Annotated in this window: 14 protein-coding genes; 6 read left to right on the top strand and 8 right to left on the bottom strand. The window is 66.1% G+C overall.

The features are described from left to right. Position 1 precedes the first annotated feature (1 nt). Positions 2 to 613, top strand: a complete 612-nt coding sequence (locus DTW89_RS11950; protein WP_201740996.1) for an SCO family protein — start codon at positions 2 to 4, stop codon at positions 611 to 613. Between the two features lie 139 nt (positions 614 to 752). On the opposite strand, the gene DTW89_RS11955 is transcribed toward DTW89_RS11950, so the two are convergent. The 6 genes from DTW89_RS11955 to petA form a co-directional block, all read right to left on the bottom strand. Beyond that, positions 753 to 1748 (bottom strand): Bug family tripartite tricarboxylate transporter substrate binding protein, encoded by a 996-nt coding sequence (locus tag DTW89_RS11955; protein WP_114656109.1) that lies wholly within the window; start codon positions 1746 to 1748, stop codon positions 753 to 755. 139 nt (positions 1749 to 1887) lie between these two features. Further along, complete coding sequence (rpoH, locus tag DTW89_RS11960; RefSeq protein ID WP_024816149.1) at positions 1888 to 2829, bottom strand: RNA polymerase sigma factor RpoH; 942 nt, start codon at positions 2827 to 2829, stop codon at positions 1888 to 1890. Positions 2830 to 3086: 257 nt separating this feature from the next. Then, complete coding sequence (locus DTW89_RS11965; RefSeq protein ID WP_111865727.1) at positions 3087 to 3551, bottom strand: PaaI family thioesterase; 465 nt, start codon at positions 3549 to 3551, stop codon at positions 3087 to 3089. Positions 3552 to 3611: 60 nt separating this feature from the next. Continuing rightward, on the bottom strand, positions 3612 to 4118 hold the full coding sequence (locus DTW89_RS11970) for a hypothetical protein (protein WP_024816147.1): 507 nt from the start codon (positions 4116 to 4118) through the stop codon (positions 3612 to 3614). An 88-nt stretch (positions 4119 to 4206) separates the two neighbouring features. Beyond that, on the bottom strand, positions 4207 to 5343 hold the full coding sequence (locus DTW89_RS11975) for an NAD(P)/FAD-dependent oxidoreductase (protein ID WP_114656110.1): 1137 nt from the start codon (positions 5341 to 5343) through the stop codon (positions 4207 to 4209). A gap of 154 nt (positions 5344 to 5497) precedes the next feature. Next, positions 5498 to 6133 carry a ubiquinol-cytochrome c reductase iron-sulfur subunit gene (petA, locus tag DTW89_RS11980; RefSeq protein ID WP_114656111.1) on the bottom strand — a complete coding sequence of 212 codons (636 nt, stop codon included), beginning with the start codon at positions 6131 to 6133 and terminating at the stop codon, positions 5498 to 5500. A 219-nt stretch (positions 6134 to 6352) separates the two neighbouring features. Here petA and DTW89_RS11985 point away from each other — a divergent pair, with 219 nt between their 5' ends. Beyond that, a complete protein-coding gene (locus DTW89_RS11985) occupies positions 6353 to 7699 on the top strand; it encodes a sigma-54 interaction domain-containing protein (protein ID WP_114656112.1) in 1347 nt (448 codons plus the stop codon). A gap of 150 nt (positions 7700 to 7849) precedes the next feature. On the opposite strand, the gene DTW89_RS11990 is transcribed toward DTW89_RS11985, so the two are convergent. Then, positions 7850 to 8740: an alpha/beta hydrolase gene (locus tag DTW89_RS11990; RefSeq protein WP_161555637.1), complete on the bottom strand. Its 891-nt coding sequence runs from the start codon at positions 8738 to 8740 to the stop codon at positions 7850 to 7852. Positions 8741 to 9011: 271 nt separating this feature from the next. Here DTW89_RS11990 and cutA point away from each other — a divergent pair, with 271 nt between their 5' ends. Further along, the gene (gene cutA, locus DTW89_RS11995; RefSeq protein WP_114656114.1) at positions 9012 to 9362 is read left to right on the top strand and encodes a divalent-cation tolerance protein CutA; all 351 of its coding nucleotides are present in this window, start codon (positions 9012 to 9014) and stop codon (positions 9360 to 9362) included. 3 nt (positions 9363 to 9365) lie between these two features. Here the strand turns inward: cutA and ftsY are convergent, their stop codons facing one another. Next, positions 9366 to 10832 (bottom strand): signal recognition particle-docking protein FtsY, encoded by a 1467-nt coding sequence (ftsY, locus tag DTW89_RS12000; RefSeq protein ID WP_114656115.1) that lies wholly within the window; start codon positions 10830 to 10832, stop codon positions 9366 to 9368. A 28-nt stretch (positions 10833 to 10860) separates the two neighbouring features. Here ftsY and DTW89_RS12005 point away from each other — a divergent pair, with 28 nt between their 5' ends. The 3 genes from DTW89_RS12005 to rsmD all read left to right on the top strand — a co-directional run bounded on the left by DTW89_RS12005 (position 10861) and on the right by rsmD (position 14439). Further along, positions 10861 to 12306, top strand: coding sequence for a M16 family metallopeptidase (locus DTW89_RS12005; protein WP_114656116.1), 1446 nt, complete (start codon positions 10861 to 10863; stop codon positions 12304 to 12306). 20 nt (positions 12307 to 12326) lie between these two features. Further along, positions 12327 to 13688: a M16 family metallopeptidase gene (locus tag DTW89_RS12010; RefSeq protein WP_114656117.1), complete on the top strand. Its 1362-nt coding sequence runs from the start codon at positions 12327 to 12329 to the stop codon at positions 13686 to 13688. Between the two features lie 61 nt (positions 13689 to 13749). Further along, complete coding sequence (gene rsmD, locus DTW89_RS12015) at positions 13750 to 14439, top strand: 16S rRNA (guanine(966)-N(2))-methyltransferase RsmD (protein ID WP_024816138.1); 690 nt, start codon at positions 13750 to 13752, stop codon at positions 14437 to 14439. Positions 14440 to 14641 lie beyond the last annotated feature (202 nt).

The raw sequence follows: 14641 nt of genomic DNA on the forward strand, positions 1-14641 counted from the left end.
GATGCACAAAAGAAACGCTCTTAAATTAATAGCTGTTGGCGCTTTATCCATCAGCGCTGCAGGCATATTAGGCGCTTGTTCTGACAAAAAGACCGAATTTCGCGGTGTGGACATCACGGGGGCCGACTACGCCCGCGATATTCCACTGACCGACCACAACGGCCAAAAGCGCAGCCTGCAGGACTTCCGCGGCAAAGTGGTGGTGGTGTTTTTTGGTTATACCCAATGCCCCGATGTCTGCCCCACCTCCATGCAGGAGCTGGTCGAGGTCAAACAGATGCTGGGCAAGGACGGCGACCGCCTGCAGGGCATTTTCGTCACCGTCGACCCCGAGCGCGACAAGCCCGAGATGCTCAAGGCCTACATGGCCAATTTCGACCCCAGCTTTTTGGCGCTGTCAGGCACCCCCGAGCAGACCGCCGCTGTGGCCAAGGACTTCAAGATCTACTACAAGAAGGTCGATGGCAAAACCCCCACCAGCTACACCATGGACCACTCTGCGGGCAGTTACGTGTATGACACGGCAGGCCGCCTGCGTGTTTACAACCGTTACGGCAGCGGCGCGCAAGCCCTGGGGGCCGATGTGCGGGCGCTGCTGCAAGAGGCAGGCTGACGCGCGCAGCGCGCGCCGGCGTTAGCCCCGGTCGCGCATTGCATTGGGCTGTCCAGCGCGACGGTGAAGGCCAAGCGCTGGCGCTACCCCTGTACGACCAGCGAAGCCGCCATCGCGCACGCTGGATGGGGCAGCCGGGTCATTCGGCCTTGATCCCTTGCGAGGTGATTACCGCGCCGAGTGCGCGCGTATCCGTCTGGATGCGGTTGGCCAGACCTTCGGCGGTGGTGCCCTTCACCTGCCAACCCTGCTGAAACAGCTTGGCGCGCACTTCCGGGCTGCGGGCAATTTCGCTGAACAGCGCCGACAGGCGCGCCGCCACTGGTTGGGGCAGAGACCGGGGGGCCGCCACCGCATTCCAGATTTCGAGGTTGAAGTCTTTCACGCCCGCTTCGGCCAGGCTGGGGTATTCGGGCACCAGGGTGCTGCGTCCACTGGATGTGACGCCGATCACGCGCAGCTTGCCCGCGCGCGCCTGCGCGGCGGCCATGGCCGGAGGAAGCAGCGAGAGCTGGATCTGGCCGCCAATGATGGCGTTGATGACCTGCGGATTGCCCGGATAAGGCACATGCACCGGGTTGATGCCTGCCTTGTTTTTGAGCAGCTCCATGCCGATATGTGCCACCGTGCCCACGCCCGGCGTGCCGTAGTTCCAGCGGTCGCCGCTGGCGCGTGCCGCCGCAAAAAACTCTTGCGCGGTTGCCCCCGGCGCGTTGGCCGGTGCGGCCAGGGCCAGCGGGGCCGTGGCGATCAGGCTGATGGGAGTCAGGTCCTTGAGCGGGTCGTAGTTGATTCTGGGGTTGATGAGCCTGGCAATCGTCAGGTTGCCATTGATCATGATGCCCAGGGTGTGATCGTCTGTGGCTTTGGCCACGGCGTCCGCTGCGATGTTGCCGCCTGCGCCCACCTTGTTTTCCACAATCACCGGCTGCCCCAGGGCTTTGGCCAGCGGTTCGGCCAGCGTGCGCGCCACCAGATCGGGCGAAGATCCGCCCGGAAAGCCCACCACCAGCTTCACGGGCTTGCTGGGCCAGCCGGGTGTGGCCGCGGCCGTGGTGGATTGTGCAAGTGCGGGGCTGAAAGCGGCGGCGAGGGCCAGCGCCAGCGCAGCGCGACGCAGGGGGGATGGGGTCATCAGAAAATCCTCCGGTCATGGACGGGTGCGAGGGCGGTTTTTGCCGGCACCCAAAAAAAACGCGCAACCACGGTTGCGCGTTGAATTATCCCTGCTGCCCACACCCGTGCTTGCGGGTGCGTCAGCAGACCGGCACTGCTCAGGCGTATGCCGCCAGCGCGGTTTTCATCTTCTTCATGGCGGCTACCTCGATCTGGCGAATGCGCTCGGCGCTCACGCCATAGACGGCAGCCAGGTCGTGCAGCGTCATGCCGCCAGAGCCATCGTCGTTGACCTTGAGCCAGCGCTCTTCCACGATGCGGCGGCTGCGGTCGTCCAGGCTGGCCAGTGCGGTGGCAATGCCATCGGTGGCGAGTTCATCGCGCTGGCGCGACTCGATCATCGCGGTGGGCTCGTGCGAAGCGTCGGCCAGATAGGCAATGGGGCCAAAAGCCTGCTCGCCGTCATCGGACGGAGCCGGGTCGAGCAGCACATCGCCGCCCGACATGCGGGTTTCCATCTCGATGACTTCTTCGCGCTTCACATTGAGCTGTGCTGCCACGGAGTCGATTTCGTGGTCTGACAGCGTGTCGCGGTGCGTGGCGGCATCGGCTGCTGCCGCATCGGCCTTGAAACCCTGCTTCATGGACCGCAGATTGAAGAACAGCTTGCGCTGCGCCTTGGTGGTAGCCACCTTCACCATGCGCCAGTTCTTCAGGATGTATTCGTGGATCTCGGCCTTGATCCAGTGCATGGCGTAGCTCACCAGGCGCACGCCCTGCTCGGGGTCAAAGCGCTTGACGGCCTTCATCAGGCCCACGTTGCCTTCCTGGATCAGGTCGCCGTGAGGCAGGCCATAGCCAAGGTACTGGCGCGCAATCGACACCACAAGGCGCAGGTGTGACATCACCAGACGGCCAGCGGCGTCGACATCGTTGTGGTCCCGCAGCTGGCGGGCGTAGGTCTGCTCTTCCTCGTGGGTGAGCAGGGGCAGGCGGTTGACAGCCGAAATATAGGCGTCCAGATTGCCCAAAGGCGGCACCAGCGCCCATGGGTTGGCGGGTGCCAAAGTCGTCGCTGCGGTTCCAGATTGAAGTTTCATTCCGGGAATCCTTTCCTCTAAGCTTTTATGTTAGCACTCTCTTTGATGGAGTGCTAAGGACGGAGTTCCCGTGTGGTTGGGAAAGAGGTCATCCTGGCACAACATTTGCTTTTTCTCGTTGCAAGCTTTGGTATTTTCTCACCGGAGTCGGGCTTTCGGTACACCCCAACATGGGCTTAACCCATTGATTTGTAATGAAGTTATTCCAATCGGGTGGAGTCTGTCCAGCGCCGCCCGGCAGGGCGGCGCTGGTGTTTTCAGGCCTGCCCGAAACTGTCGGGCATTTGCACCGCCACCACGCTGCCGCGTGCGGTGATCACGCCCGCCACCATGACCGTGGTTTCCACCACGACCTTGCGGCCTTTGATTTCCTTCACGCGGCCGCGAATCTCCAGCGTTGCGTCCAGCGGCGTGGGTTTGAGAAAGTCCACATGCAGGGAGCCGGTGACGAAGCGAAACGGTGGCAGCGTGCCCATTTCACGGCCTTCGCTGCGGTACATGGCGGCGGCAGCCGTGCCGGTGCTGTGGCAGTCGATCAGCGAAGCAATCAACCCGCCATAGGCGTAGCCAGGTACCGAGGTGTGAAACGGCTCGGGCTTGAAACGGGTCACGGTTTCTTCGCCCTCCCAGAAAGTCTTTATCTGGTGGCCGTGGTGGTTGTTGCTGCCACAGCCGTAGCAATGCGACACGTTTTCGGGGTAGTAGTCTTGAAACGCTTTCATGGGTGGGTTCCGGGGTTGGGTCAGCAGGCAGAACGGGGGGAAACTCAAGCCTTCAGGCCGTCACGGCGCCAGGCCCAGGGCTGTGCGCAGTTGGGCTTCGGTGCTGGCGTGGCTCACCGTGCTCACGCGGCCGTCTTGCAGCGCGATCAGCGTCACCGCGCCGTCTTGGCGGGGCCAGTTTTTTAGCAGCGCCTCGTCCAGTACCACGCCCAACACAAACGGCATTTCACGCAGCGCGGGCAAGGCAAAGGTGCGGGTCACAAAGCCGGGCATGCGGCTCATGTCTGCCAGGTAGACGGCCTGGCGCGTGGCCAAAAACCCTGCCGGCTGGTCCGCCAGCACGGTCTGCACCAGGTTGGAGGCCTTGCGGCCTGCGGCAAACAGCACCAGCTTCGTGTCGGCGCTCACTTTCCACGCCTGGTCGTGCTGGTCTTTCAGTGTCAGCTCGGGCAGTGCTTGGCCTGGTTGCAGTGGTGGGCTGGCCAGTGCCAGTGCGGGCCAGCTCAGCAGCGCGGCCAGCAGCAGTGCGGTGTGGTTCGGGCAGAGCCGGATCTTTGTGACGGGCATGGGGGTGTCCTGGTCGGGGTTCAGGTGGCGCGGCGGTGGTGGCTGCGTGCACTGCCACCGGCGCCGGTGTTGCTGTGACGGCGGGTGTTCATCGGTATTTCCTCAGGTAGACGCCCTCAAAGAAGCGCTTGGCCCAGTGAAACAGGCGGGATGAGGGCAGGATAATCTGGCGTCGGGTGTTGCGAAACACCAGGGTGCCGTGATCGATGGCATCGACGATGCAAATGAGCTCCACCTTGAAGGTGGCTGTGGGCGTTTCGCCGCGCAGGCCTTTGAGCAGGTTGTCGGCCGCTGCGGCCGCCTGCAGGTCGGCCATGTGGGCTTGCTTGGGCATCCAGTCGGGGCCGGGAAAGCTGCCCGAATCTCCCACCACATACACATGTTGCGTGCCTTGCACGCGGCATTGCGCGTCGGCTTGGAGCAGACCACCGGCGGAGCGGGCCAGCGGCGTCTGGTCAAACCAGGCGTTGCCGGTCATTCCGGGCATGAACAGGATCAGATCGGCCGGAAACGAGCCGCCCTCGGTGACCACGCGGTCGGGCTCAAAGCGCGCCAGCTTGTGGCCAAGGCGGGTGCTGATGCCGCGGCGTGTCATCTCGGCCAGCAGGTGCTGAACCGCCTTCGGTCCGAGGCGGCTGCCCGGCTCGGTGGAGGGGTTGAAGAACACGATGTTGAACTTGTTGCGTCGGCCCTCGCGCCTGAGCTGCTCATCAATGCCGAACAGAAACTCGAACATCGGTCCCCCGCGCACGGCACTGGGCTCGTTGGGGTTGCCGGCAAAGCCCACGGCAATGGTGCCGCCGGTCATGGTACGCAGGCGGTCACGGATACGCTCGGCCGCCGCAATGCCTTCGCAAGGCGTGATGGCGTGTTCAATGCCCGGCAATTTTTTGATGAAGCGCCCACCGCTGGCAATCACCAGTGCGTCGTTGCGCAGCTCGCCAGCCGTGGTGAGCACCACCCGGCCACCGTCTCGAAGACCGGTGACCTCGGCAGCGATGTGGTTCACCTTCATGCGCGAAAAAAAGTTGGACAGCGGAACCACCAGCTGCTCGCGGGTGCGCAGCCCCGACGGAATCCAGATGATGCCCGGCAGGTAGTGCAGCTCGGCGAGTGGTGCCACCAGGGTGATGTGCGCATCGGGGTCGCGTTGGCGAATTTCCCGCACGGTGGACAGGGCGCCAAAGCCGGCGCCAATGACGGTGATGTGAGCGGCAGGTTGCATGGAGTCAGGTTCCTTACGCGGCGAAGGGTGTGGTGGGGCGCAAGTCCGCTGCGCCAGCGCGCAACGTCTGCTTGTCGCCCTTGCTGTCGTGGTGGGTGCGCAGATGCAGGTCGCGTTCGCTCAGCATAGCCTGCCGCACGGACTGGCCGCGCTCCTAGCCAGCTGCATCGTCGTCCTCGCCAATCAGCAAGGTGTTGTCGGCCAGGTATTTGTGGGGAGGCACCAGCAGGTTGGTGGGGGCAGGCTTGTTGTTGAACACGCGCCCCGCGAAGTCGAAGGTGGAGCCGTGGCAGGGGCAAAAAAAGCCGCCCTTCCAGTCGGCGGGCACGCTGGGATTGGCGGTGCCTTCGTTCAGGGTGACGGGGGAGCAGCCCAGGTGGGTGCAAATGCCCACGGTCACCAGCACCTCGGGCTTGATGGAGCGATGGGTGTTGGTGGCGTAAGAGGGTTGCTGTTTTTTTTGTGAATCGGGGTCTGCCAGGTCGGTCATGCCGTCGAGCTGGGCCAGCATCTCGGGCGTGCGGCGCATGACCCAGATCGGCTGGCCACGCCATTCGACGACCTTGACCTCACCGGGCTGGATGTCGCCAATTTCCACCTGCACGCTGGCGCCCTGTGCCTTGGCCCGCTCGCTGGGGGCAAAGCTGGCCACCAACGGCACTGTCACTGCTGCAGTTGCCGCGCAGCCCATGGCCGTGGTGGCCAACAGCCACTGGCGGCGCTCGGCGTCATGGCGCCCCGTGTCGGGGTTCGATGCGGGGAAAGCGTGTGCGGTGAACGGGCGTGTCATGGAATCCTCCAGTTGAAGCGAGGCAGGTCGCAAAGTACCCACTGCCCTTCACCATCCAAGAAACATGCCACCCCTCTGCGCAGAAAAAACGCTTTGAAATCAACGATGAACGATAGATTCGCCGCACCAGACGACTGCCAAACGGGGCGCTCTATGTCAAAAGTGGCAGACTGTGGCAGCCAGGGCCTACACTGACGGACCACGTCCATCCGAGTTTTCATGAAGCCATTGCCCGAGCTGACCGACTTTCTTGAAGGCCTCAGTGAGCCGCACATCCTGTTTGATGCGCAATACCGCATCGTGATGGCCAACGCCGCCTACCGCCGCGCTTTCAGCCCCGAGCGCAGTGTGATCGGCCGTACCTGCTACGAGGTGTCGCACCATTTCCAGGTGCCTTGCGACCAGGCGGGTGAGTCGTGCCCGCTGGCGCAGGCCCGTGCTTCAGGCCAGCGCGAGCGCGTGCTGCACCTGCATCACACGCCCAAGGGTGAGGAATACGTCAACATCGAGCTCACCCCGCTGCGTGATGCATCGGGGGAGCACGCTTTTTTTGTGGAAAAAATGGCGTCCCTGAAAGTGGCCCATGGCCTTTCTGTGGCGCAGGGCCTGATCGGGCGCAGCGCGGTGTTCCAGCACATGCTGGCGCTCGTAGCCCGCGTGGCGCCGTCCTTGGCCACGGTGCTGTTGTTGGGCGAGTCTGGCACGGGCAAGGAACTGGTGGCGCAGGCAGTGCACGATGCCAGTCCCCGCGCCACCAAGCCCCTGGTGGTGGTGGATTGCTCCAGCTTGCCAGAGACGCTGTTTGAGTCGGAACTTTTTGGCCACGAGCGCGGTGCCTTCACAGGCGCCAACACCAGCAAGGCGGGGCTGGTAGAGGCTGCCAGCGGCGGAACCTTGTTTCTGGACGAGGTGGGCGACATTCCCTTGCCCATGCAGGTGAAGCTGCTGCGCTTGCTGGAGTCGGGCACCTACCGCCGCGTGGGCAGCACCGAGCTGCGCCATGCCGACATTCGCGTGGTGTCGGCCACGCACCGCGATCTGGACCGCATGGTGGCCGAGGGGCGCTTCCGTGAAGACCTCTACCACCGGCTGAGCACGTTTCCCATCGCGCTGCCGCCGCTGCGCGAGCGGCGCGAGGACATCGCGCTGCTCACCCAGGCGTTGCTGGCCCGTGTGGCCCCGCAACGCTCGTTGAGCGTTGCGCCAAAAGCCTTGGCCTTGCTGGCCGAGCAGCCTTTCCCGGGCAATGTGCGCGAACTGCGTAACCTGCTGGAGCGCACCACGCTGATGTGCGACGGCGACCGCATCGAGGTCGAACACGTGGCCCAGGCGCTGAATTCCGGGCGGCGCAGCACCTGGCAGGTGCCCACCCCATACGCGCCGGCCACCACCACGCAGGTCGGTCGCGGTGCACCGGTGGTGTCGGCGGCATCGTTGCGTGAACTGGAGTTGTCGGCGCTGCGCGAGCGGGTGGCCATGCACACCGGCAGCCGCGCCGAGCTGGCGGCGGCGCTGGGCATCAGCGAGCGCTCGCTTTACCGCAAGCTCAAAACGCTCGGCGTGTAAACCTGCAAACGGGGCCTGTAGCCTGTGGCCTCTCGGCCGGTGTCTGGGGCATTGCCCGGGGGATGGCTTTGCTGTCAGCCAAGTCTGCGCAGTTGGTGGCCAGGGCGCTGATCTTGCCGCGCGTGGGCTGCTTCGCGAAGGCGCTCATGCCTATGGCTGCGGCCTTGGTGCGCACGCTGGCGGGGCGGCTGGAACATTCCGGTCCAGCCAGTCGCTCACCTGGGCGTACAGCGCATCTTCCTCATCGAAACCATCGTGCCGCCCCGCCCGCACCAGCAGGCTGGCGTGCGGGGCGCTGGCTTGCAGGCGCTGGGCGCATTCCAGCGGAACCACCGTGTCGTCCTGGCCGTGAACCAGCAGCACCGGGGCCTGGATGTGCGCGATGCGCGACACGGGGGCGATGTCGTCAAACCGCTGGCCAATCACCCGTTCGATATAGCGGTTGACCAGCCAGCCCAGCGGCCAGAACGGAATGCGGTATTCGGCCAGCCAGCGGCGCATCACCTGCTCGGGGTGCGCAAAGGCTGAGACGCTGACGATGGCCGCCACGTCGCTGCGCTGCGAGCCGGCCAGCAACGCGGCGGCAGCGCCCAGCGAATGCCCCATCAGGACCACCGGTTGCGCGGGTTCGCCGAGCTGGCCTGGCAGCCAGTCCAGGCAGGCGTGCAGGTCTTCGGCAAACCGGGGCAGCGAGCTGTGCCCGTCGGGGTCGCTGCGACCGTGGTTGCGTGCATCGGGCAGCAGCACCGACCAGCCCCGGCGGTGCAAGGCCAGCGCCGCAGGGCGCAACTGGCTGCCGTTGCCGCCCCAGCCGTGCTGCAAGATCACCACGCCGCGCCCGGCGGGGCCGGGCAACCACTGCGCGGCCAGGTGTTTGCCGTTGGCGGTGGGCACCGAAACCCATTGCAGGTCGGTCAGCGGAGCGACCGCGCCGGGGTGTTCAAGCCGGGGCGGTGCCAGTTCGCGCCGCAACCAGCGCAGGCCCAGCCAGCCCAGCCCCCAAGCGGCGGGGGGCACCAAAAGCGCGGCCCAGGCGTTCATGCGGTTTGTGGCTCGCTGCGAGGGCTGTGTGCGTGCGCTGCGGGGCGGTGTGGGTCCATGGTCATGGGCACCATTGTGGCCGACCACCCAGGCCCCTGGCGGTCTGCCGGAATGGACCTTGCGCCCTGCGGTTCCGGGGCAGCACGAATTATGATAAAAAGTGGCTCTAGCGCAATACCCATAAGCGCTATAAGCTATAAAAATAATAGCTAATATGCATGCTTCATCAGACCCCACAACCAGCGCCAACCCCGCTGCGGAGCCAAATTCCATGCCCGGCAACTCCCCTTCTGATGCTCTTGTGGCCGATGGCGTGTGCGCCGTCATCACCACCGTGGCCACCCCTGAGGACGCCCGGCGGCTGGCGCAGGCCGTGTTGCAGCAGCGCCTGGCGGCTTGCGTGCAGGTCGAGCCCATCACCTCGCATTACCGCTGGCAGGGGGCGCTGCACGAGGAGGCTGAGTGGCGACTGGTGTGCAAGACAGTGGCCCGGAGCGTTGCGGGCCTGCTGCAGCTGTTGCAGGCGCAGCACCCCTACGAGCTGCCGCAGCTGCTGGTGCAGCCGCTGCAGGCAAGCGCCGCCTATGCCGACTGGGTGCGGCAGGAGACGCTGCCGGGGTAGCTTTCAGCCCAGCAGCGCCTGGGCGAACTCGCGTGCGTTGAAGGTTTCCAGGTCTTCGAGCTTTTCGCCCACGCCGATGAAATACACCGGAATCGGCCGCTCCTGCGCGATGGCGGCCAGCACGCCGCCCTTGGCCGTGCCGTCCAGTTTGGTGACCACCAGGCCGGTGAGTTGCAGCGCGTCGTCAAACGAGCGCACCTGGGCCAGCGCGTTCTGGCCGGTGTTGCCATCAATCACCAGCAGCACTTCGTGCGGAGCCGTGGCGTCGGCCTTGGTCACCACGCGCTTGATCTTTTGCAGCTCCTGCATCAGGTGCAGCTGCGTGGGCAGGCGCCCGGCGGTGTCTACCAGCACCACGTCCTTGCCGCGTGCCTTGCCGGCGGTCACGGCGTCAAAGCTCACGGCGGCGGGGTCGCCGCCCTCCTGGCTGACGATTTCCACCGTGTTGCGGTCGGCCCATACGCCCAGCTGCTCGCGCGCTGCGGCGCGGAAGGTGTCGGCCGCCGCCAGCAGCACGCTGGCGCCTTCGTTGGCGAGGTGCTTGGTGAGTTTGCCAATCGACGTGGTCTTGCCCGCGCCGTTCACGCCCGCCACCATGATGACGGTGGGGGTGTGCTCACCAATCACCAGGGCTTTTTCGAGCGGGCGCAACAGGTCGGTCAGGGCGTCGGCCAGCAGGCCCTTGACGGCGGCGGGGTCGGTGGTTTTGGTGTCCTTGACGCGGCGCTTGAGATCGGTCAGCAGCCACTGCGTGGCCTTGACGCCGGTGTCGGCAAGCAGCAGGGCTTCTTCGAGCTCTTCGTAGAGCGCATCGTCGATCTGGGTGCCGGTGAACACGGTGGCGATGCTGGAGCCCGTCTTGCGCAGACCGGTCTTGAGGCGGTCGAGCCAGCCCTTGCGTTCAGCGGGCGTGGGCGCTTGCCCGGTCGGCACGTTAGGTGCCAATGGCGCCACTGGCGCTACTGGCGCTATTGGCACCGGGGATACCGCAGGCAACGGTGGTGCTGCAACGGCAACGGGCTCGGCCGCCACCGCCACGGCGGGCATGGGCCGGGATACCGGCGCAGAGGTCGGCACAGGTATCGGTGCAGGCACCGGCACATGCACCTGGACAGGCGGTGGTTCAACCGCTGGTGCTGCTGCAGGCGCGGGCATGGGCGGCTTGGCCGCGAAGGGGTTGCGCAGCCAGCCAAAGCCACCGCTGGCTGCCGGCTGTGCGGCCGGCGCTTGCGGGCTGGAAGCCGCAGCGCCCGCCGCCGGCGCCGCGTCGGCCACCGGGGGCAGGGCGGCCGCAGAAGAGGGCGCTGGCAACGGCGCCGCCTGCGTGGGCTGGCTGGCGGGTGCCTGCTGCGCGGGCGGCGCTATTGGCGCTGGCGCGGGCAGTGCATCCGGCACGGCGGGTGTCGCAGGGGCCGCCACAGCGGGCTGTGCGGGCGTGGGAGTGGGTTTTTTCTTGAAAAAACTGAACATTGGCAGGTACTTAGAATCACTCCATTCTATGAAACGTGCTTTCCCCCTTCTGGGCCTGCTGGCCTGCCTGAGTGCCGGGGCGCAATCCCCGGTGTCCCCAACCCCCTTTGCGACACCACCATCGGCCCTGTCCGCGCAGGCTGCCACGGCTTCGGGCGCGCAACAGTTCACGCTGGCCAATGGCATGCAGCTCATCGTGCAGCCCGACCGCCGTGCGCCCACGGCCATGCACATGGTGTGGCTGCGCGTGGGCTCCATGGACGAGGTCGATGGCACCTCGGGCGTGGCCCATGTGCTGGAGCACATGATGTTCAAGGGCACCAAGACCGTGCCGCCGGGCGAGTTTTCGCGCCGGGTGGCAGCGCTGGGTGGTCAGGAAAACGCCTTCACCAGCCGCGACTACACAGGCTATTACCAGCAGATTCCCGCGCACCGTCTGGAAGACGTGATGCGCCTGGAGTCCGACCGCTTTGCGCACAACCAGTGGCCCGATGACGAGTTCAAGCGCGAAATCGAGGTGGTCAAGGAAGAGCGCCGTCTGCGCACCGAAGACCAGCCCCGTGCCCTTCTGGCCGAACAGCTTTTTGCGGCCACCTTCATGGCCTCGCCCTACCGCCGCCCGGTGGTGGGCTGGATGAGCGATTTGGACGCCCTGACGCCCGAGGACGTGCGCGCTTTCCACCGCCAGTGGTATGTGCCCGGCAACGCGGCGGTGGTGGTGGCCGGTGATGTGGATGTGGCCAAGGTGCGCGCGCTGGCCGAAAAATACTATGGCCGCCTGCCCGCCCGTGCCCTGCCGGCGCGCAAGCCGCGCACCGAGCCCGCACAGCAGGGCCTGCGCCGCATTGCCGTCAAGGCCCCGGCCGAGCAGGCCTATGTGGCCCTGGCGTTTCGCGTGCCCGGCATGAATCGGGTCGAGGTGCTCACCGATGCCGACCGCGATGCCTTGGCGCTGATGGTGTTGTCGGCCGTGCTCAGCGGCTACGACGGTGCACGCCTGGAGCGCGCGCTGAGCCAGGGCCCCGAGCGCGTGGCCGACAGCGCGGGCAGTTCGGCCATGGTGACGGGACGCGGCCCCAGCCTGTTTTTGCTCAGCGGCGTGCCCGCCCAGGGCAAGACGGCGCAGCAGGTCGAGGACGCCCTGCGTGCCGAAGTGGCCCGCGTGGCCCGTGAGGGCGTGAGCGAGGCCGAGCTGTCGCGCGTCAAAACCCAGTGGATTGCTTCGACCGTGTACCAGCGCGACTCAGTGCACGGGCAGGCCCAGGACCTGGGCAGCAACTGGGTGCAGGGCCTGCCCCTGGATGCCGAAGAGCGCCTGCTGGCGCTGCTGCGCACCGTGACACCCGAGCAGGTGCAGCAGGTGGCCGCCCGTTATTTTGGCGACGACCAGCTCACCGTGGCCACGCTGCTGCCGCAGCCGCTGGATGCCAAGGCCAAGCGCACCGCACCGGCCGCCGGCACCACGCGCCACTGACCCCGCACCCGAGGCATAGCATGTTTACTATTAAAAAAATAGCTGTTAACGCTTTACTGATAAGCGCTGGAGCCCTGTTTGGTGCTAATTCTGCATGGGCGTTGCTGCCCATCCAGCACTGGACCGAAGCCAACGGCGCCCAGGTCTGGCTGGTGGAAAGCCCCGTCATCCCCATGGTGGATGTGCAGCTCGACTTTGACGCTGGCAGCCGCCGCGACCCGGCCGGGCAGGCCGGCCTGGCAGGTGCCGTGGCATCGATGGCGTCCAAGGGCGTTCTGGCCATGGCGGGCGAGGGCGCTGCCCCGCCGCTCGACGAAAACGCGCTGGGCGAGGCCTGGGCCGATCTGGGCGCGAGCTTCGATGCCAGCGCCGGCAGCGATGCGCTGCATTTTTCACTGCGCTCCCTGACCGACCCTGCGCTGCTGCAACGCGCCGCGCTGCTGGCCGCGCGCCAGATGGGCGAGCCCAGCTGGCCTGCCGATATCTGGCAGCGCGAGCGCGCCCGCTGGAGCGCCAGCATCAAGGAGTCCCGCACGCGCCCTGCCACCGTGGCAGGCGAAGCCTTTGCCACTGCGGTGTATGGCAGCCACCCTTATGGTTTCCGTGCCACCGAAGACACGCTGGCGCGCATCGAAGTGGCCGACATGCAGGCGTTTCATGCCCGCACCATTGCCGCCTGCCGCGCGCGCGTCAGCATCGTGGGCGCCGTCAACCGCGCCCAGGCGCAGACGCTGGTGGCCACGCTGCTGTCACGCCTGCCGCAGCGCACGGGGGCAGAATGCGCCCCGCTGCCGGCGGTGCCCGAAGTGCAGGCCCTCACCGCACCGGCCGAGCAGCGCATCCCCTTTGCGTCGGCCCAGGCCCATGTGCTGATCGGCCAGCCCGGCTTTGCGCGCCGCGACCCGGATTTTCTGGCGCTGCTGGTGGGCAACCACATCCTGGGCGGCGGTGGTTTCACCGCGCGGCTGACCAACGAGGTGCGTGAAAAACGCGGCCTGAGCTACAGCGTGTACAGCGGTTTTGCGCCCGGCCTGCATGCGGGCGCCTTCACCATCGGCCTGCAGACCCGTCCCGACCAGGCCGCGCAGGCGGTGCAGGTCTCGCGCGACGTGCTCGCCCGCTTTGTGCGCGAAGGCCCCACGGAAGCCGAACTGCGTGCCGCCAAGGACAACCTGATCGGCGGCTTTGCACTGCGCATCGACAGCAACCGCAAGTTGCTGGGCAACGTGGCCAACATCGCCTGGAACGACCTGCCGCTTGACTACCTTGACCACTGGACGAAGCGGGTCGAGGCGCTCACCGTGGCCGACATCCGCGCCGCCATGGCGCGCAAACTGCAACCTGAACGCATGGTGACCGTGGTGGTGGGGGGCCAGCCATGAGGGCCGTGCCCGGACGCCCCCGGCCCGTCTGCACCCCCACCCATTGCCTGAAAGTTTCTCCATGAGCCGATCCACCCTGCGCCCCGAATCCCTGCCCGGCGGCCGCCTGGCCCGTGCAGCCCAGGCGGCTGCCGCAGCAGCGCCCGATACCAAGCCGGGCAAAAAAACGGCTGCCCCCGCAGCCTCCAAGGGATCGGGCGAAATCCGCATCATCGGCGGCCAATGGAAGCGCACCCGCCTGGCCGTGGCCCAGCGCCCCGGCCTGCGCCCCACACCCGATCGCGTGCGCGAAACCCTGTTCAACTGGCTGGGCCAGGACCTCACCGGCTGGCACTGCCTGGACGCGTTTGCCGGCACCGGCGCGCTGGGGCTGGAGGCGGCTTCGCGCGGCGCCGCCGCTGTGCAGCTGGTGGAAAACGACCCCGCCCTGGTGGCCCAGCTGCACAAGCTGCAGCAGCGCCTGGCGGCCACCGTGGTGCGTGTGCAGCGTGGCGACGGTGTTGCAGCGATCAAGCACGCAGCGCCAGCCAGCCTGCATCTGGTGCTGGTGGATCCCCCGTTTGACAGCGCCTTGTTCGAGCCCGCACTGCAGGCCGCCGCCCAGGCTGTGGCGGCAGATGGCTATGTGTACCTGGAGGCGCCAACGGCATGGACCGATGAGGCGCTGGCCCCGTTTGGGCTGACCGTGCACCGCCACCTGAAGGCCGGTGCGGTGCATGCACACCTGCTTCAACGGCGACCGAAAGACTGATATATTTGTGCTGGCTTGCTATAATAAATATAGCTAATTGCGCTTATTGGATAAGCGCTAGAGCCCTATTTGGCACGCGGATTCAAGTACGAAGTGCGCGAGTCTCAAGTCTAAGCGGAGTGATCTCCAGCCCATAGAACACCTCATGCGGAGTACGCCAGCCCAGGCACTTGCGTGGCCGGTGGTTCAGTGCATACACCGC

Source organism: Acidovorax sp. BoFeN1 (assembly GCF_003345135.1).
Lineage (GTDB): Bacteria > Pseudomonadota > Gammaproteobacteria > Burkholderiales > Burkholderiaceae_C > Acidovorax > Acidovorax defluvii.

What these genes read in the sequence shown, in the direction of transcription:
- DTW89_RS11955 (WP_114656109.1), bottom strand. Translation starts at nt 1,748, where the DNA reads ATGACCCCATCCCCCCTGCGTCGCGCTGCGCTGGCGCTGGCCCTCGCC.
- DTW89_RS11970 (WP_024816147.1), bottom strand. Translation starts at nt 4,118, where the DNA reads ATGCCCGTCACAAAGATCCGGCTCTGCCCGAACCACACCGCACTGCTG.
- DTW89_RS11975 (WP_114656110.1), bottom strand. Translation starts at nt 5,343, where the DNA reads ATGCAACCTGCCGCTCACATCACCGTCATTGGCGCCGGCTTTGGCGCC.
- DTW89_RS11985 (WP_114656112.1), top strand. Translation starts at nt 6,353, where the DNA reads ATGAAGCCATTGCCCGAGCTGACCGACTTTCTTGAAGGCCTCAGTGAG.
- DTW89_RS11950 (WP_201740996.1), top strand. Translation starts at nt 2, where the DNA reads ATGCACAAAAGAAACGCTCTTAAATTAATAGCTGTTGGCGCTTTATCC.
- ftsY (WP_114656115.1), bottom strand. Translation starts at nt 10,832, where the DNA reads ATGTTCAGTTTTTTCAAGAAAAAACCCACTCCCACGCCCGCACAGCCC.
- petA (WP_114656111.1), bottom strand. Translation starts at nt 6,133, where the DNA reads ATGACACGCCCGTTCACCGCACACGCTTTCCCCGCATCGAACCCCGAC.
- DTW89_RS12010 (WP_114656117.1), top strand. Translation starts at nt 12,327, where the DNA reads ATGTTTACTATTAAAAAAATAGCTGTTAACGCTTTACTGATAAGCGCT.
- cutA (WP_114656114.1), top strand. Translation starts at nt 9,012, where the DNA reads ATGCCCGGCAACTCCCCTTCTGATGCTCTTGTGGCCGATGGCGTGTGC.
- DTW89_RS11965 (WP_111865727.1), bottom strand. Translation starts at nt 3,551, where the DNA reads ATGAAAGCGTTTCAAGACTACTACCCCGAAAACGTGTCGCATTGCTAC.
- DTW89_RS11990 (WP_161555637.1), bottom strand. Translation starts at nt 8,740, where the DNA reads ATGAACGCCTGGGCCGCGCTTTTGGTGCCCCCCGCCGCTTGGGGGCTG.
- rpoH (WP_024816149.1), bottom strand. Translation starts at nt 2,829, where the DNA reads ATGAAACTTCAATCTGGAACCGCAGCGACGACTTTGGCACCCGCCAAC.
- rsmD (WP_024816138.1), top strand. Translation starts at nt 13,750, where the DNA reads ATGAGCCGATCCACCCTGCGCCCCGAATCCCTGCCCGGCGGCCGCCTG.
- DTW89_RS12005 (WP_114656116.1), top strand. Translation starts at nt 10,861, where the DNA reads ATGAAACGTGCTTTCCCCCTTCTGGGCCTGCTGGCCTGCCTGAGTGCC.